The sequence below is a fragment of the Paenibacillus sp. J22P169 genome, assembly GCF_059691995.1.
Window position 1 is genome coordinate 644764 of the sequence record NZ_JCAUAO010000001.1, and the last position, 18563, is coordinate 663326.

Annotated in this window: 12 protein-coding genes; 1 reads left to right on the forward strand and 11 read right to left on the reverse strand. The window is 43.9% G+C overall.

Going from position 1 to position 18563, the window contains the following annotated elements:
* Nucleotides 1-110 precede the first annotated feature (110 nt).
* From AC58QG_RS03210 to AC58QG_RS03260, 11 genes are all read right to left on the reverse strand, one after another.
* Nucleotides 111-2285 (reverse strand): helix-turn-helix domain-containing protein, encoded by a 2175-nt coding sequence (locus AC58QG_RS03210; RefSeq protein WP_497360659.1) that lies wholly within the window; start codon nt 2283-2285, stop codon nt 111-113.
* A 525-nt stretch (nt 2286-2810) separates the two neighbouring features.
* Nucleotides 2811-3392 carry a hypothetical protein gene (locus AC58QG_RS03215; protein ID WP_497360660.1) on the reverse strand — a complete coding sequence of 194 codons (582 nt, stop codon included), beginning with the start codon at nt 3390-3392 and terminating at the stop codon, nt 2811-2813.
* Between the two features lie 183 nt (nt 3393-3575).
* Complete coding sequence (locus AC58QG_RS03220) at nt 3576-3965, reverse strand: YmaF family protein (RefSeq protein ID WP_497360661.1); 390 nt, start codon at nt 3963-3965, stop codon at nt 3576-3578.
* 1119 nt (nt 3966-5084) lie between these two features.
* Nucleotides 5085-5381 carry a DUF5316 family protein gene (locus AC58QG_RS03225; protein ID WP_497360662.1) on the reverse strand — a complete coding sequence of 99 codons (297 nt, stop codon included), beginning with the start codon at nt 5379-5381 and terminating at the stop codon, nt 5085-5087.
* A 360-nt stretch (nt 5382-5741) separates the two neighbouring features.
* Complete coding sequence (locus AC58QG_RS03230; RefSeq protein WP_497360663.1) at nt 5742-6362, reverse strand: stalk domain-containing protein; 621 nt, start codon at nt 6360-6362, stop codon at nt 5742-5744.
* 352 nt (nt 6363-6714) lie between these two features.
* Nucleotides 6715-8007, reverse strand: coding sequence for an enolase C-terminal domain-like protein (locus AC58QG_RS03235; protein WP_497360664.1), 1293 nt, complete (start codon nt 8005-8007; stop codon nt 6715-6717).
* A 1-nt stretch (nt 8008) separates the two neighbouring features.
* A complete protein-coding gene (locus AC58QG_RS03240; protein WP_497360665.1) occupies nt 8009-8932 on the reverse strand; it encodes a Gfo/Idh/MocA family protein in 924 nt (307 codons plus the stop codon).
* A 22-nt stretch (nt 8933-8954) separates the two neighbouring features.
* Nucleotides 8955-10187, reverse strand: coding sequence for a Gfo/Idh/MocA family protein (locus tag AC58QG_RS03245; RefSeq protein ID WP_497360666.1), 1233 nt, complete (start codon nt 10185-10187; stop codon nt 8955-8957).
* Nucleotides 10188-10211: 24 nt separating this feature from the next.
* The gene (locus tag AC58QG_RS03250; protein WP_497360667.1) at nt 10212-11216 is read right to left on the reverse strand and encodes a PLP-dependent cysteine synthase family protein; all 1005 of its coding nucleotides are present in this window, start codon (nt 11214-11216) and stop codon (nt 10212-10214) included.
* 15 nt (nt 11217-11231) lie between these two features.
* Nucleotides 11232-12182 carry a carbon-nitrogen hydrolase family protein gene (locus tag AC58QG_RS03255; protein WP_497360668.1) on the reverse strand — a complete coding sequence of 317 codons (951 nt, stop codon included), beginning with the start codon at nt 12180-12182 and terminating at the stop codon, nt 11232-11234.
* Between the two features lie 54 nt (nt 12183-12236).
* Entirely contained in the window at nt 12237-14120 is a 1884-nt protein-coding gene (locus AC58QG_RS03260) for an alpha-galactosidase (RefSeq protein WP_497360669.1), read from the reverse strand.
* 259 nt (nt 14121-14379) lie between these two features.
* On the opposite strand from AC58QG_RS03260, the gene AC58QG_RS03265 reads away from it, so the two are divergent.
* Nucleotides 14380-18483, forward strand: coding sequence for an OmpL47-type beta-barrel domain-containing protein (locus tag AC58QG_RS03265; RefSeq protein ID WP_497360670.1), 4104 nt, complete (start codon nt 14380-14382; stop codon nt 18481-18483).
* Nucleotides 18484-18563: the final 80 nt, after the last annotated feature.

An 18563-nucleotide genomic window follows, 5' to 3' on the forward strand; every position in this document is an offset into this window, starting at 1 on the left:
ATTACCGAACGTCTCATTTTTTGCGTGTTCAGTAATCCTAGGGTTGCCACGCTATATTGAGGGGATGGAAGAAAAAAAAGAGACTTCGGAAAAAATGAAGTCTCTTTTTTTTAATTATGAATCGTCCTATATTTTGCCGGTGTAATGCCCTCATATTTGCGAAATGTTCGAATAAAAGAGTTGCGTCCCCAGTAGCCTACCTTTTCCGCAATGTCATCGATTTTAAAGTCTGTCTCCAGTAAAAATTGCTTAGCCATCTTCAGCCTGTATTTCGCTATATATTCCACGTACTTCTCGCCTACTTCATCTTTGAAGGTGCGGCTGAAATGACCGTTGGACATGTTCAAGAGCCCAGCAAAATATTCGATCGAAAGCTCCTCATTATAATGCGCATGAATATACTCTAAAATCTCAGTAAACTGCTTTGTTCGCTGATCAGGCTCTTCAGTCCGAAATAGGACACTATGTATATCTAGGAAACAGTCCTTCAGTTCATTGCTGGTCATACTGCGGTCAAGCCGCTCGAACAACCTTGAAAAAAACAGCACATTAAAATCATCATGCTCGTTTTCTATAGCACGGATCCAAGTATTGAGAACGTCGGTACATAAATATTTGATTTGGATGGCAGTAACATTCTTTCGTAAGCCGTCTTCCAGCATATCTAACGCGAATTGCAGCAGCTTATCGTATTCACGCGTCTTGTATTGGTTGAAGATGCGATTTACATCCTGAACAGATAAGAAGCTGTCCCAATGCGCGCGATCCGATACGTATGGTCCTCTGCATATCTCCACATCGGAATCAAGTCGCCGATTTTGTAACACGGAAAGCGCAAGCTCATATGACTCATGAAGCACCTCTATGGCGTTCACCGTCTTACCGATGCCTACCGTTGCTTTGAAATATTGGCTGTACTGTTCCAGAACGACGCTGATAATATTACCTGCCTCTTCGGCGCCGAAGTGCAGAAATGGATCATGCAACACGACGCATGCCATGACGTCTGGCTTCGTCTGGCAGAGCCAGACCGGTGATGGGGATGAATGGCATATACGTTCTTTGAGTTCTACGAACAGGAATGACTTCGTGGTCTCCGATAATTGTTCATAGGCCGAATTATGATGAAAGGCTATGCAAAGAACCGTGCGTATCGCATTCTTGTTATATGCAAACGCGATTTCCTTTGCATAATTTTCGATGGTAAGCTCATCCCGATATTCGCCTATAAGCATCTTGGTTATGAAGAGCTCATGCAACACGGGGGACATCCCGCTCACTCTTTGAGACAGTTCTTCATTCGCTTCTGTTATTTCCTTAATCGGACGGTATACACGTCGGCTTAAATAATATGAGATGATGCTGCCCACGACGAGGAAAAAGAAAAGAAACGCCCAGCTGATCATCCGTGTAATATGTGCAGGCTTCATCAGTGTACCTAGATCCGCTATGGTCACGTAATACCACGAATCGTTAAAGCGGGATTTCACAAGCGACATTGCGACTTCGTTCGTGATGAGAAATTGCGAGCCCTTGGAATTAGAGCGTGTATGCTCCAGTACGGCTGCCCCTTCCCTTTCTGTCAGTCCAACCTGATTCAGAATGAAACCCTGACTGCTTACAATTGATGTTCCCGTCACCCATTTTTCTGGATTGCTGATCAACCCCTTCAGCTTGTCCTGATCGAAATCAACGACCAAATATACCTCTGGATTATTGGTGTTAAACGGATAGCTCATAACAGCAGACATGCCATGCGTGTTCGGATCGGTAAAGTCCATCATCTTTTTCCCATTTAAATGAGACAGGTAAGCCTTTCTCTGCTGTTCATCTAACGGATAACTGAAATCAAAGTAATACCTTTTGTCCGTATATATATCTTCATCGACTACCAGGTCGTGATTGACAAAGTATAAGAACACATTTGATACTAATTCATCTGATTGAAGCTTATTCAACTGCTCTCTGAGAGCATGAAACTGCTCCGCGCGCTGTTGGTTTTCTTGCGTTTCATCTACGATGTTGAGCAAACTCGTTAAATTGGACGAGCTTAGCATGTTGATCATATTGCTTTTGAGCGAATCTAATGCTGTATCCGCCTGCTTAGAAAATTGACTAATGATGACGTCGTTCAGCTTCTCGGCATCGTTCTCAATCGTGCGGATCACAAGAACATGAGCTAAAATGCAGGCGACAATAACCGGTACGAGAATTACGATAAAATAGTTGGTGAATAGCCGCCAGAAAAGAGCTAAACGGAATTTGTACACCTTTGACATCGTCATCGCGCTTACCTCCCACTACATATAAACGTTCGCAAAGAGTTACTAGTATAGATACGTAAGTGTAGAATTATTGCTGACTGCAAGATTCGTATATGATTAATAAAACCTCTATCAAGGTCATTCAAGGATGAGCGACCATGTCTAGAGGTTTTATATTATTCATTATTTAAGAAATATAGTTTTATGCCACAAATGATTGAGTTTGATTCGATACCAATTTAATATTAACGAAATATGAAAAGACGGTCAATACTTTTCGGAATATTATGTTAATTTATTGTATATTTTTAATTTTTTATTTTAAAATAAAAATAACGGTTCTTGTGCAAAAAATAGAAATGATATCAACTATCCGACGAATTTACAATGAACAGTTCTTCAATTATTACACTATCCTGCCCGTTAGTTGAGAAAACGGCAGCCCTTATGTCGGCTGCCGTTTCTTCATGATTATTTAACTATCGTTCTTTAATAGTTAGTCCGAGGTTAATTTTCGTAGTAAAAAAGGTACTGCCCTATTATGTGTCATTTATCATTTCCTTTCATTCTTCGGAGTCTTTTGATATAGAATACAATTATCAGAAGGCACACTATCAAGATGCCACCCAAGATCAATACATCATAGTCTTTAACCGTCATAAACCACATTTTATATTCCACATTCACCTGATTTATTGGAGTAATTCCCTCACCAAATTGCTTGTCTATCTGGTTAAGTGACTGTATTTCTTTAACTGGAGCACAAGGACTATTCACTAACTCTCCGTCGAGATTTTTTGTATATAGTAAGTATGATTTTCCTTTTTCAAACGGAAACCCCCAAGAATAATCTGTTGCCACAATTATTTGTGAGGGAACCTCAATGTTCCAGCTTCTTTCAACATCAACCAATATGTATTTAACATACTCCTTAGGACCAAAAAAACCTTTTTGCTTGATATCTCCCTTAATCTGAATTACTTCACCATATACTGCTCCTCCGAAAATCTCCAGTCTCTCCTTATACCCATCTACCTTAACACAAGATAATGCATTCACATCATTTTTTGGGGAAACAAGAAATATAAGACTAACTATTAGTAAAGACAACCAGATTTTAAACTTCAATCAACTCAACCCCTAAATGTGTAAAGTACTTTAAGGTTAAGACGAGACCTCTATCAATATGTTTCAAAAATTATAAAAAAAATCTTTTTGCACTATCCTGCCCGTTAGCTGATAAGGCAGCCGATCTTTTTTCGTCGGCTGCCTTCACTTGTTGTTTATTTAGCTCTCGTTTCTCGTTGTGGCTTAACCAACTTCATTTCCTGTGGTTCCTTTGTAATGATGAGTATGTGGATGCATGCCATTTACAGTTGTAAATCCTTCAAAATAATGAATATGTCCGCCTGTGGGAAGATCGATTGCTGGACCTGTTGCTCCTTCAATAATATGAGTGTGACCGTCATTCATAGAAGTAATTGTATGATAACGATGAAAGTGAGGGACACCTGTCGGAGCTGGTTCAGTAATGCCAATGTATTCGTGTACATGCCCATCATTTAATGATGTGATGCCTGAAAACATGTGCCGATGCAGATATGGCCTGCCATCCCAAGAGGTAATATACAATCCATGCGAATGATCTGATAATGAGTCATTTGAGTGAAATATAAAACCTGTTACTGGTATCTTGTTCATTGACTAACTCCCTTACCCAGTTTAAAACACATTATGACTGTCTAAAGGGTTTTGTGTTCGTTGAAAAATGAAGTTATAGATTGGAGTTGTTGATCCCAAGCGGGTTTTTAAATTACAAAATCGGTATCCTTCGTAAAATAAATAATAGACTAACTAAAATAACAGAAACAGCGTTAGCCATTGACGAGAAAATAAAGTCCTAGACTGACGCTGTTTTATTGAGCTATCGTTTCCCGTTAGCTCAGTGCCCGTGCCCGGATAAGAATTTTTCACTCTATCGCCAGGCAATCCCATACATATAGAAAAAGTGCAAAAGTTTCAACTAAAAATACCCTCAACAGTCTTATACATATCGAATCCCGTGTTCATGAACATGAATAAAATGAAAAGAAAAGTTGCAATACCTGCTCCGGATAACTTCGAAAAAAGGTAAGGTACTACTCGTTGTCCGCGTAGAATGTCCATCTTGATCCCCACTCCTTAAATGGAAGTAGATGTTCAACATTTTCTAAATTTGAATCTTGAAAATAATCCTATTACGAGAATACTGGCTGAAAATAATACTCCAAGAAAATATAAACTTAAATTATCAAATTTAACTGCGTATCCGACCCTAAAGGATTGAATTAACGGGAAATAATCCAAATTGTCCAAATATAGATGAATTACAAATAACGAGAAAAAAGAAAACAGAGTACCACTTACGATGGATATTATCAATATGCTGCCAGTCTCCCCTGCCTTTAATCTTTTATAAAAGACAGAAGGCATAATCAAAACGATTGGGAAGGCACACCAAAAGTAATAAAAAACTGCACCAATATATGGGTTGCCAAATTTATTAGAAAATATAGCCGCTCCAATAAAAAATGATAGTATGAACGATATTAATACTGAGAAACAGCTTAAAAGTAAAACAAAAATTGTAATTTGAATGAATTTATTTCTTTCAAGACCCATTGGTTTTCACTCCTGATACTTTGTTAATTCTATGATAAAAAAGCAATTACTCTCCAAATTCAGAAATTGTACTGCTTCAACGGACAACGGCAGCTAATCGTGCTGGCTGCCGTCGTGTCGTGATTAAACTATCGTTTTCCTGCTAGCTCAATCGATTTTTCACTTAAAATATTTTAGATATCCCCAAAGAAGTAAAATCGGGATAGCTGCAAGAAAACATGCTATAGAGATACTGTCCCTTTGTTTTTTATCATTGGTGGTTTCTGTATTATCATTAGCTCGTTGGCGGTCACCTGATATCAGTGCGCCACTTGTAATAATTGTAGAGATTATTAGAATTAAACCAATGCAGCCCGATATTCGTTGACTAAAGCCACTGTTTAGAAATAATGACAAAATATAAATAATTAAAGTAGCAATGAGTCCACTTAAAAGAGATAATTTAGCGAATTTCAAGTTTAAACGCCTCCCCTAAGCCTTTATCCTCATATTACCACATATTGGAAATAAACTCCCCATTACTTCAAAGAACAACGGCAGTCGTTTGTGTGATGGCTGCTGTTATTGTCTGCAGATGTTCAATTCCTAAATAAGAATAAGTTATCACTTCGCTTTTGGGATTCTGTATGAATGATTCCTTTATTTCTACATCATAATCAACCATGACCCTAATAGCCTTTCTGATAATTAACACCTCCACTTGGTCATGAACCTATCCACTTATACTTGTTCGATAATAGTATGATAAATCATACCCATTTCGCAAACTGCCCAATCGGGATCGGACACAACATTAGTGGCGTCGTCGAAATAGGATCAGGAGTGTGTCTGGTCGTGTCCGGCATTACTTATATCTATTATTTCAGTGACTGTAAGAGTAACGGAAGAATAGTTTTTCAGTGAACCTACATCAACACTGACGGTTTGGATATCACCCGATTTCATCAACTGACCAGTACCAGCTCCTTTTTCAATTAATTTTCCATTTTCATCATAAAAATACAACGTGTAATGTACAGAAGACAAAGGAAATGGAGAATCCTGAAGTTTAAGTTGTGCGGTTACATAATTTGGATAACCATGCACGATTTTTTTCAATTGCAAATTTCCGATACTAACTCGATTTTCCTTTGGGTCTTTAATTAATAATCCGCTATCGGTTGGATAATACATGATATGAATCCATGGTGGCGAGCTCCCCTCCGATTCTTGGTAACTTACAGTCGCCCCCATATTTTCAGCAACCCAACGAATAGGTACATACGTGTGACCATTATGGTTCATAACAACATACTCATTACTATCGACTTCTTTGTTTTCGCCATTAAGCACGAATTTTACTGGAAACAAGTACGCTTGAATTGAGTCAGAGGCATACACGGCAGTTGTCGCTGTTAAACCAATTCCGCAAATTAGACCTATAACAAACTTTTTCAAATTCATCACTCCCAATATTAATTTCTATTGAATTAGACGAAGCGAATAAGTTAAAATGTTCCATTATTAACTTTCTAACTTTCTTACACTAAGCAATATCACTAAACTGCCCGTTAGCGGAGTGAAGGGCTGCCACGCGGCAGCCCTTCAGAGGTTTAACTATCGTTCTGCTATAGCTCAACACATGAGTTGAACTAACACGGGTAGATCTAGATCCCACAATGAAACAAATAAAATGAGCCTTGAGATAATCGATTTGCAAACGAGACAATTTTACCAATTTTATCAAATTGCTTCTGGACTTCATTTGTATTGAAAAATAACTTTTGATAGTGACCAGAATTGATTTGGTCTACATCATCAATAACGAATCATAGTAACCACTACGACCGAATACGCCTCCATTATGCTCATAAAATTCAGGAAGCAGCTGGAATTGCCCGTGAATTGTCTGGATCCAGCTGCCATTGGGCATTGGATGCTTTCCCTTCATAACTTCCCAATTGGTATAGTTTTGTCTTCCGTTGGATTCGATCAAGCCCATGGAGAGTCCGGGCACAGGTAGTAGATGCGCTGCAAGATTCTTATTCCAATCAAGCATAATCGGATTCGCGGTCAAGTCAGCGCAGAAGCAAGGAATACCATGTTCACTTGCTAACTTCGCAATTCGCAAACTCATGCTCATCGTCTTAGCCACCGGCTTTAAGGCAAAGGCCCCGTACCCCATTTGGATTCGCTCCAAAGCATCATTTTCATTATGCACACTTTCATCGCCTGCCACCCTTACCGGAATATCTAATACATCCAAGTGGACATGCTCTGGAAACGGCTCTTCCACCAATAAAATGTGCTCAATAGCCCCTATTCGTTCTGCAGCGTCAACCAACCTCCACAGAAGCTCCTTACTCCCATACCGTCCGTTGATGTCTAGGTAATAGGCAATTTTTCCGTTTGCAGTATGAAGGCAGGCACGGTTTCCTGCTATACGGTGAATCTCTTTCAACCGTTGAATATCCCATTCCATCATTTTCTCGGGATCTCCATCCTGATTCGGATCTGAGCCCAATTTAATTTTCAGCACAAAATAACCCTCGTCAAGCAACGCCACGACATCCGCCTCCGTCATCCCATAAGAAACGACTGGCGTACATGCAAGCCGTTCATGCCGAGACGTCAGCATGGACCTGTACTCCTCAGGGATTAGTTCTGTAAAGAGGGCGCCGGGTGATTTATTGCTTAGCAGCATCCAAGCTGCAAAATCAACAGGAACTAGTGCGTTTAGCGCAAAGGTAGCCCTGAGCGGGTCCCCGCCCCAGACTCGGGAAGCATATTCATAGGCCTGCTCCACCAGCAGATCCAGAATGTCCATAGGTGTATCGAATGGGATATTCTGAGCTGCTAACAACGCATATCTGGTAATCTCATTCATGAATAAATTGCCTCGTTCATTGCCCCATCGTGTATAGACCTGTGGATCAGACCAAAGTATGCTCTGGACACCTAGCCCCACACCAATATCTCCCTCCAGATCCTCCAATGAAACGAAGGATTGCCAGAGCTCATTCACATAGCCGCCTTTGAAGCCGAATGGTGCAAGTAAAGGTTCACGTTCAACCATAAGATTCGTTTTCTTAATCGTTATCATCCTAATGTCCTTTCACTTTCATCCGATACTGTGCAGCGAAAGCGGCCCCTTCGTAACCTTGATCTTCTTCAGATAATTGCTTTAAGGCTACTTGCTGCCCTCCCGACAAGAAAGATTTTCTCACTGCCATCGCAGCAAGTTCCACCTCTAGCAGTTGACTAATTGAAACGAAAGGTTCCGCATCCCCAGTCAAGTAAGGCAAGCTTGCTTCCAAAAAAGAACGATATAATCGGCTGCTATCCACTTGCAGATGCTTAACAGTATGCTCGGTCACAATCGTCGCATAGAAGGGCAAATATCCCTGTGTAGTTCCGACGCTTAGGAATCCCTTGCGCCCATCCTGCCATATAAGTTCAATTTGATGCTGTAGATGTATTCCCGTGGATCGTACGCTTTCGATTCCCGGTCCCATGATCGCTTGCAGTAAGTAAAAAGCATGTATGCCGTAATTAAATTCATCTACGGAACAGCCCGCCAGCACAGTCACGATCTGGTCGTTCGGATCATGCTGCTGATGCCATTCTTTGGCCTCTTCGCATACGCTTAATGAAGAACCGCCTGTAATACGAACACCCCTGCGTTCCCACTCCAGGAGTTGCCGAATATCACGTATGTTACCTGCCATAGGCTTATCAATCAATATAGCTTTTCCCGCTTCGACAAAAGGACGTGCACGTTCAACATGCAAGTCCCAATTGACGCTATGGATAATTACCGCATCTACATGTTGCACCATTTCTTCCAGCGATTCACAAACAACCTTGATTTCGTGCCTCTTGGCAAATTGTGAGGCATACCGTTCCTCATGAACAGTTCCCCCATCAAATACGGCAACCACCTGATGGCCTAATTCCTTGATGATAGGTACCCAATTGTCCGGATGCGATGTGTCCAGATCTACAATGCCAATTCGTAGAGTTTGCATTCTTATGCCTCCTATTCAAGTCTCAATTCGCCGTCACTTCGAAGTTTTTATTCTCTAATCTTGACTTTTCAGCGAGATGGCACATCAAATGGCTTTGAATAGAGAGGTCGATATCACTACTTCCTTGTTTACCACTTGCAACCATCCCTACAAAATCCCTCATTAGAATCTCATCGGCTCCGCTATGCCCGGATTCCGGATGACTCACCTCATACAAGTCTATAGCGCCGCTTGCAAAATGATGAACTTTAATCGTATTATCTTCCATACTTCCAATGATCTCACCCATGGTTCCCATGATGCGAATATCTCTTCCGGTTCTATGTGAAAAGGCAGACATGGTTAACATAACGGTGATATTGTCTTCCAACAATATATTTACGGATTGATGGTCAACTGCGTCATTACCGCAACGATAGACACATCTCCCATAACGCCCTTTTTGCAAAGCTTCGGTTAAATCAGTGAAACCTTCTTTTTCACAAGCCAATTTTCGAAAATCTTCCATTTCACTGTAAATTTTTATTGCATTATAAGGACAGGAATCCTTCACCTTGCAACCATCGGTACATCTTTCCGTACTGCCTTCCGGAGCATTTTCAGGCCTAAAATGTGTCAACGCCCCATAAGAGGATATACTTTTACATGTCTTGCCCGTTAAATAGGCCATCAAGTCCATATCATGACAGCATTTAGCCAATATCATTGGACTCGAAACGGATGTATCACTCCAGTCGCCTCTTACAAAGCTGTGTGCATGATGATAAAAACCCACACCCTCAACATGTATAATATTGATAATATCCCCAATCATTTTGTTATCTAAGAGCTCTTTCATCTTTCTGAAATAAGGTGTATATCTTAAACTATGGCACACTTGAATGTTTACATTATTTTCTTTGGCTGCTTTTAAAAGTTTATAGCTATTTTCGATATTCGGATCAATTGGCTTTTCGAGCAAAATATGTTTGTAACCTTTCTTTATGGCCAAAATAGCCGGTTCAACATGCTGGGTGTCCTGCGTACAGATGATTATGCAATCTGCAATCGGGTCAAGTTGTAACAGATCCTCCCATGAGTGAAACGAATATTCTGGTTTAATTTGATACGTTTTTTCAAATTCATCTCTTAAAAAACCTCGGGTCTCTGCAACTGCAACAAACGCCAATTCAGTAGGGTTTTGAAGAGCGTATGGCGCATAAGCATATTGCCCTCTTCCCCCTGCCCCAATAAGTGCTGCCGTTATTTTTTTCATTGTTCCTCCGTCGTCGTTATTCGTTTATGGGTACAGATCGGTGCTTAAATATTTCAATCCTGAATCGTTAATGGTCAATACAATCCGTGCGCCCTTCTCTCGCGACTTCAGCAGTTGCAAGGCTGCAGCAACGTTGGCCCCGGAAGAAAAACCCGCAAAAATTCCCTCTTCGCGCGCTAATCTCCTACAAGCTTCAATCGCCTCTTCATCGGTAACCGTCAAGAAATCAGAAATCAAGTTTCGATCAACCAATGGCAACTCCATACTATAACCGCCGCCTTGCAGCCTGTGGTTCGGATTGTTCTGCGTTCCACCCGCCAGATAGGGTGACCCTTCTGGTTCTACCAAATAACTGCGAATGACAGGATTATAGGCATTCAACCTTTTGGCACAGCCAGCAAACGTTCCACCGCTTCCTGCAAAGTCAAGAAACACATCGAATTCGCCACTCGTTTGCTCCCATATCTCTTCTGCTGTATGTAACTCATGAGCGAGCAAACTCCCGCGATGATGGAATTGATCCGCACGGAATGCGCCTCGTTCTTGAACGATATGAAGGGTTTCTTCATCTACAAGCGCAAGATCATCGCCAGACACTTGTCCGGGTATTGATTCAGTTGCTTGTTCGACCAGTACGACCTCAGCTCCTAGCGCACGCATCATCCGCGCTCTCTCCATCGAATTCCCTTTCGACATAACAGCAACAAACGGGTACCCTTTCACCGCGCAGACGATCGCAAGCCCAGTTCCGGTATTGCCGCTAGTCAGCTCCACGACGGTCTGACCTGGCGTAAGTGTGCCATCTAGCTCAGCTTCTTCTATGATTTGAAGCGCAATACGGTCTTTCTTGCTAAAACCAGGATTGAGGTATTCGAGCTTGGCATAAATTTCTCCGTCTAATTCCTTGGTTAACCGGCTCAATCTAACCATTGGTGTGTTTCCTATCGCTTGATGAGCGCCATCCAGAATTGCTCTACGATAGTCGACCATTTGCCCCACTCCTTCCCAACTATTTTTCGTAGATTGCATTCTTATGCCTCCAATTCAAAGCTCTATTCGTCCAGGCATGCACCGAGACTCTTCTGATCGACGGAAATAATCATCCATCAGCTCCAGCCCAAACTCTGCAATGATATCTTTCACATTCAAGTCCTCAGATTCGCTAGTTAACAGTACACAACCCAGAAAACCAGGGTCATGAATCTTGACTTTCGTCCCATATTTCTGTTTGATCTTAAGAAAATGTTCACTATTCTCATCAATATGAATGACAGCGTAATCCAAATTGACCTTGGTTGTAATAAATGAGTAGTAATTCGTGCTCTGTGCCGCCACCTCTCCCAATGGCGTTATAACTGTGCAAGGCAATCCCGATATCGCGCCGGCAAAATAAGATCTGCAGGAATAAGCCCAATAGTTTTGCATAATCCCACCATGATACATGGAAGGAAATACGATCAAATCCGGCTTAGCTTTCGCATACTGCTGCCGAAGCTCGTCAAAGTTCAAATCAAAGCATATCGCTGATGCAACTCTCCCAAAATCACATTCAAAGATGGGGGCTTCCTTCCCATACAGAATATGATGCTTGTTATATTCATCAGGAACCAGATAGTTTTTATGGTAGGCCCCCATCACTTGACCCTCGCGATCAATCAACTGCATCGCATTGCGCCAGCTGCCGTCCTCAGCTTCTATATGTGCTGGATACGTAATATAACAACGGTGCTGCTTGGCAACGCCCGCCAGAAAATCGCGGATTTGATTTTTTCGAACCCGATAATAAGCTAATTTTTGATCTTGCGGGAATTTCCTTTGATCCGGCCTGTCACAAGCTTCATGCAGAATAATCAAATCTGGACGATCCGGGAGCACCTGGTCCAGCTGACTCTGCCAATGTTGGATCATCCGTTCCACCACCTCTTGGGCAGGAGTATCTGCCTCAGTAACCAAAGGTCTAGGACCTAAACAACTTATCGTTACATAATTTGCCATAGTTACTCTCCACCTTAAATGAAAAATTGAACAATCTGAAATCATGTGTCCGTTTTATGCCTCGGAGACCCACCAAGCCTTCGCTGTATGAGGTTCCATAATTATTTCTTCTTCTAACACAGGTATAGGTTGCCTGCTCCAAAATTCTTCATGCGATCCTTTCATGCCGGGAAACGGCTGAGGCAGCTTCCTTGGTATATAATCATCGCTAAGATTGAATATGGCCAAAAGTTTGCGGCCATCCCCCTGTGCAACCACAATCGGCAAATCATCTCCATCGTAATCGAAAAGATTGATTGGCACTCCGCGTTTGACCGGTTCCTGAAGAACAGTGGAAAGATGAGCCAAACCCGTTTCATTTAAATGGTTCAGCGCGTCTCCGAGAACCATATCCCCACCGGTCAAATAGCAAGCAAGCAACAGTGTCTGCGCTTCTGCCAAATTCATCTCTCGTCCGGCATACCAATTGGCACCTGATTGCCAAGGCTTTTTGGGCACGCGCCGACTTAGAAGGACATCGTCCGTGGTGCGATCGCACCTGACAATAGCGAAATCAGGATCGGAGTTCCCTACCGTTCCCTGCATCCACCAACGCGCTAGCATCGACCTTATATTTTGCCGGATGTGGCTCCAGTAATGGTGAATGTCTCCCGTCGTTCTGTGGGAATCGGCAATGCCGATGACCGCCTCGTAAGGAGCGCCGCAAGTAAGAAGGTATGCATCTTCCCCAATCGATCCGCGAATAAGACGGAATAGTTCGCGAAGCATGCCGGCCGGCGTAATGTCGTCACGCGAGAAGCGGGAAGCGCCTAGCAGCAACTGTGTAAAGTCGCATTTGAAGTAAGTAAAGCCTGCTTGCCGCAATTGGGTGTATATCGTACATATATGCTCCTGCACTTCAGGTAGGGTGATGTCGAGTTGAGCCATGGAGCCGTACCCAATGCTTACCAGATAAGGGTTACCGGCTTCATCTTCGACAAACCAATTCGGATGCTCCCTATATAAGGAGGTATAAACATTTACCATGAGCGGAGCCGTCCAAATCCCCGGTTCGAATCCTGCCGCACGAATCGTTTCACAAAGCGACTTCAGCCCATCGGGGAATTTCCATCCCGCGTCCCAAATCCCCCACTGGCATTGATATCCTTCGTCGATGACGATATAGCGAATGGTGTCTGCAAATTGTTCTTGTGCCGCACAAGTATTCTCAATGATATCGCGCTGTGAAATAGCGCCAGCGTAATAATCCCATGAATTCCAGCCGGTTACCCGCTGTTTACTCAACAAGGATTGAGGAAGTCGATTTCGCATGAGCTCCGAATACTGTTCCAACAAGTTATTCCCGTCCTTGCCGTAAAGCATGATCAAGTGAGCCAACGCCACCTCATCGTTCGAAATAATTCGGCGAGGCGCGTCTAATTGAACGCTTAAGCCGAAAGCACCGTCTCGATGCACGCTTTCGTGCAGAATCGGGAGGCTAACGAAGCAATCTTCAAATGGTGGCAAAGCCCCAAGTAGCAACGCTTCGCCAGGCAATCTGCGAGATAACACGGTTACCATGGATGAGGCTTCGGCAGGATCCGACCAATCGTTGGGACGATGCACCGGACGTACACCCGCTATCTTTTCGAAACATTGGGAATGATGGAGTTGAACATAGCTTCTGGCATCCAAGTATGGAGAGACATCCATGGGTTTCCACTCCAAACTGATATAACGCAAGTGAATGTCATGAACGCCAATATTTTGAACCGTAATACTTCTGACGACCTGATCTTGACTACAAGTCATAGAGACAACCAAAACATCCCATCGCCATGTCTGTTGGCCACTGTCTTCATCTTCCTCAATAAGAGCGTCGCCACATGTAAACGTTCGACCGGAGCATTCGATCCGCAAAGAAGCCCGATTGAATTGAAACTTATTTAGTAGTTGCAATACCATGCCCCCCATTCATACACACATCCAACATAAACTGGAATACTAACAAAAGAAAAGTGCAAGATCTGCACTTTACTCTCTTATGGAACTGAATGTTAAAAAATCTGACTGTTGAATAACGGCGGTTCACTAAAATATAAATTATGCAGCTTAATTCAGGAGTAAAGTACGGATATTTGACTTTTTATTATTTGGCCTATTGGTAAGTTAGAAGTATGGATATTATCCATAACAATTTATCAAGGAGGACTGTGTAATGCGAAAAAAAACGAAGCTTGGGTATGGCTTGGCGTTAACGTTGACGCTAGGCTTTATCGGCGGGTTGCTGCCCGCACCAAGCGCATTTGCTGCTGCAACGACCTACTACGTAGCTCCGAACGGAAATGACGCTGTAGCAGTGAACTCAGAGGCGACCCCATTCAAAACGATCAATAAATGCGCCCAAGTTATGCTGGCCGGGGACACCTGCATCATCGCATCAGGTACGTATCGCGAGATGGTTACTCCAGCTGCGTCTGGAACTAGCGGCCAGCCCATTACCTTTAAGCCAGCCACGGGCGCAACCGTAATTGTAAGCGGTACCGAGCCGATCAGCGGCTGGACGCAACACGCAGGACAGATTTATAAAGCAGATTTATCTTGGAGCCTCGGGAAAGAAAACCAGCTTTTCGTCAATAATGGCTCGGCTGTTGCTCCTCTTTGGGAAGCGCGTTGGCCAAATATCAGCGAATACACACTGCCTGGCTTAAAAGCAGGTGTTGCCACCGCTGACTCCGGATCAGCCACGTCGATTGTTGATTCGGATCTGACGCAGCCTAACGACTTCTGGAAGAACGCTTTGGTCTGGGAAAGAGGCGGGAATGCCTATCAAGGCATGACCAGCAAGGTAACAGGCTATAATAGCGCGACTCACACCCTTACGTATGAACCGATTACTGGTGACTATCAGGAACTGTATCCCCGATTGGGCAGCACGTACTTCCTTAGCGGAGTTTTGGGCGCATTGGATGCTCCTAACGAGTGGTATGTGGATGAAACGGCCCAAAAGGTTTATTTGTGGGCACCAGATGGCGGGGTTCCCTCCAACGTTGAGGTTAAAAAACGCAAGACCGCATTCAATTTGAACGGAAAATCCTACATCCAAATGAAGGGGATTCGCACCTTTGCTGCTAACATCACGATGAATGGTTCAAGCAATAACGTTTTAGATGGCATACAGGCTGATTATTTGTATTTCTCGAATTATTCCCAGAATACGACGAATGCCGATCAGCTTAATGGCGGAATTAGCATCGTCGGGGATAATAACGAAATCAAAAATAGCAAGATCGCCTACTCCTCAGGAACATTGATCAATATTGAGGGCAACAGCAACCGCATTGTGAACAATTACATTCATGATGGCAGTTATATGGCCTCCTACGATCCCCTGATCAAGCTTTCAAGCGGAACTAGCAACCTAATCAGTTACAACGATATTCGGAATTCCGGAAGATTCAATATTTATTGGAGATCGGGCAGTGGAGAAATCTCCTATAACGACATCTCGAATGGGATGTGGCTTTCCCGAGACGGTGCACTTCTATATAGTTGGGGCCTCGATATGGGTAACAGCAACATTCACCACAATCTGATTCACGACAGCAAAGGCTCTGATATGAGCGTCGGCCTCTATTTCGACAACTATGCGAACAATGTGGTGGCGCATCATAACGTCATCTACAACAACGACGTGGGGATTCAGATGAATACGCCGGGGAATTACCGACTCATCTATAACAACACGGTTGTGAATCATAGAACCAGCAGCATAGGCTTCTGGGGATCTCCACCGTATAACCAAGAGTTGTTTGGATCTAGGGTGTATAACAACATTTTTACGAACAGTGTCGCCTTAACGGCAGATACGGCAAACGGGTACAACACTACTTCGAACGCTGGCGTGAATTTTGTAAATCCAGCTGCCAATGACTTCCGACTAAATGCTGGTTCAACGGCTATTAACACAGGCGCGGTCATTAAGGGAGTAACGGACGATTTCGTAGGTATTGCCCCGGATGCAGGTGCCTTTGAGTTTGGCGGTATTAATTGGAAGGCAGGGCCGGATTTTGTCAATCCTCCAAGCGTGGCCTACACGCAGATCGACACGCCTTATATGAACCTAATTAAGAATAGCGGCTTCAACGGGACGACTGATAACTGGCTGAAATGGACGACGAACGGCACCACTGATGTCCAATCAGTACCCGCATCTCCAGACTGGCAAGTACGAGGTAGGCAATACCGCTTGAAATTGGGACCTGGCGGAGCCGGTGTGGAACAAAAAATTACGGGTCTTAAACCAGACACCGAATATAAATTTGTGGCTTGGGTGTACAATGAGCCTGGGGAATCCATCGTTCTCGGCGTATTTAATTATGGCGGAAATGCAATCGATGTGACCTCGAAAGATACCCAATTTGTTCGCAAAGAGATTACTTTCCGAACAGGCGCTACAAATACGGATGCACGAGTGCGCATTTATAAGCCTGGATCAGCCGTAGGCCTTTCATACGCGGACGATACTGGTTTGATTGAAAACACGCCGTTCGATGCTGGCGTAAGCCAAACCTTCTTGAAAGAAGTCCAGTTCACGACACCGGTAAATCTCTTTACTGTTGGAGAGCAAGGGATCTTGAATTTGACCGGAACACAGCAAAATGGCTCGCCGGCGGATCTGTCTACTGCCGATATCCAGTTGGTCTCCAGCGACCCTCAAGTGCTGCGTATTAATAGCGTAAGCAATGGCTCCGCTTCCGTGACAGCCCTTGCAGCAGGTCAAGTCACCGTATCGGCAACCGTCTCCAAGGACGGCATTACGAAAGCGGCAACACAAATCTCGACGGTCTTCCCTACCGGCGGAACGGATACTGGGCCGGAAGGCTGGGCTCTGAAAACGTACGGTTCTCATAGCAAGGGCTTCGTCACGACGAATCCCGAGGGCACCTATTCGCTCGTAGGCGTAGGGGACAATGTATGGGACAAAACGGATGATTTTGTCTACCTTAGCAAAAACGTTCATACCGCCGATCCTAGCGCTAAAGTCACGTTTACAGCAACAATAGACTCCTTCGATTTCCCGGATCCTGCAACGATCGGCTTGATGTTCCGTGCTAAAGAAACGGCGGATTCGAAGCATGTTCAATTCCGCACGGACGGAACCGGCAAGGTACTAAGGTATGTATTCCGCAACAACGAGAGCTTGCTGGATGCACAGAATCCGCCTGCTCAGCAAAAATACTGGGGCTCGTCGACAGGCCTGCTGCTGGACTATGCGGGCAAAAGCATTAACGCCCCATTCCAAATGAAGTTGGTTAAGGAAGGCAATAAAGTTACTGGATATTACTATAAAGATTCGCAATGGTTATCCATCGGTTCCACGACGGTGGAGTTCGAAGGAAACGACTTCCTTGCCGGGATCGGGATGTTCTCGGGAAGCGGAAAACCGCCGGTGAAGGCCGTCATCTCGCAGTTGGACATACAAGTTGAAGATGTGCTTTCTTCCGTTTCGATGACAGCGGATAAAATGTTTGTAGGAGCTGGAAGCCCGGCCCAATTGTCAGTGACCGGCTATGTTTCTGATGGGTCTCTTGCAGATCTAAGCCAGGCAACATTCTCGTACAGAAGCGACAATAGCGCAGTGGCAACTGTCGATAGCAATGGAATCGTATCCGCAACTGGGGAAGGCATTACTTCCGTTCATGCTTCGGTTACCCTTGGCGCTGTAACGAAGGAAGCGAGCGTAGGCTTCCTAGCTGATCTAAGAGCTCCAATCACAGTAGCTGAGGCTGTCTATGGGACACAGACGATGGTGGTAGCCCTCTCATCAACCGACAATTTGTCAGGTGTCGCGAGAACCGAATATCAGATTGATAACAGTGGGACTTGGAGCACGTATACGGGACTTATTTTATTCGACCAAATCGGCACACACACGGTTCAGTATCGTTCTGTCGATAAAGCGGGCAATACAGAAGCAGTCAAAACCATTGTCGTAGGCTTAATGGATCGGACAGCTCCGGTTCTGACTGTGGCGCTAAGCAAAACTTCGATTTGGCCGGCGAACCATAAGATGGTCGCTATTAATGCCACCTTGAACGCAAGCGATGCGGATTCGGGCGTAGCGTCGGTCATCTTGAGCTCCATTACAAGCAGCGATCCAAACAGCAGTGTAAGCGACATCCAAGCAGAAATCGGTACTCCCGCTACATCATTCAGCCTGCGAGCCGAGAAGGATCGCACCTATACCATAACTTATACGGCTAACGATTACGCAGGCAATAAAACCGTTGTTTCAAGCGTTGTTACGGTCGGGAAATAGCAAAAATTGAAAAGAAACACCCTCGTATCGGATTCGAAACGAGGGTGTTTACTTTGTAGATAGTTATACTTCTTTCTTCC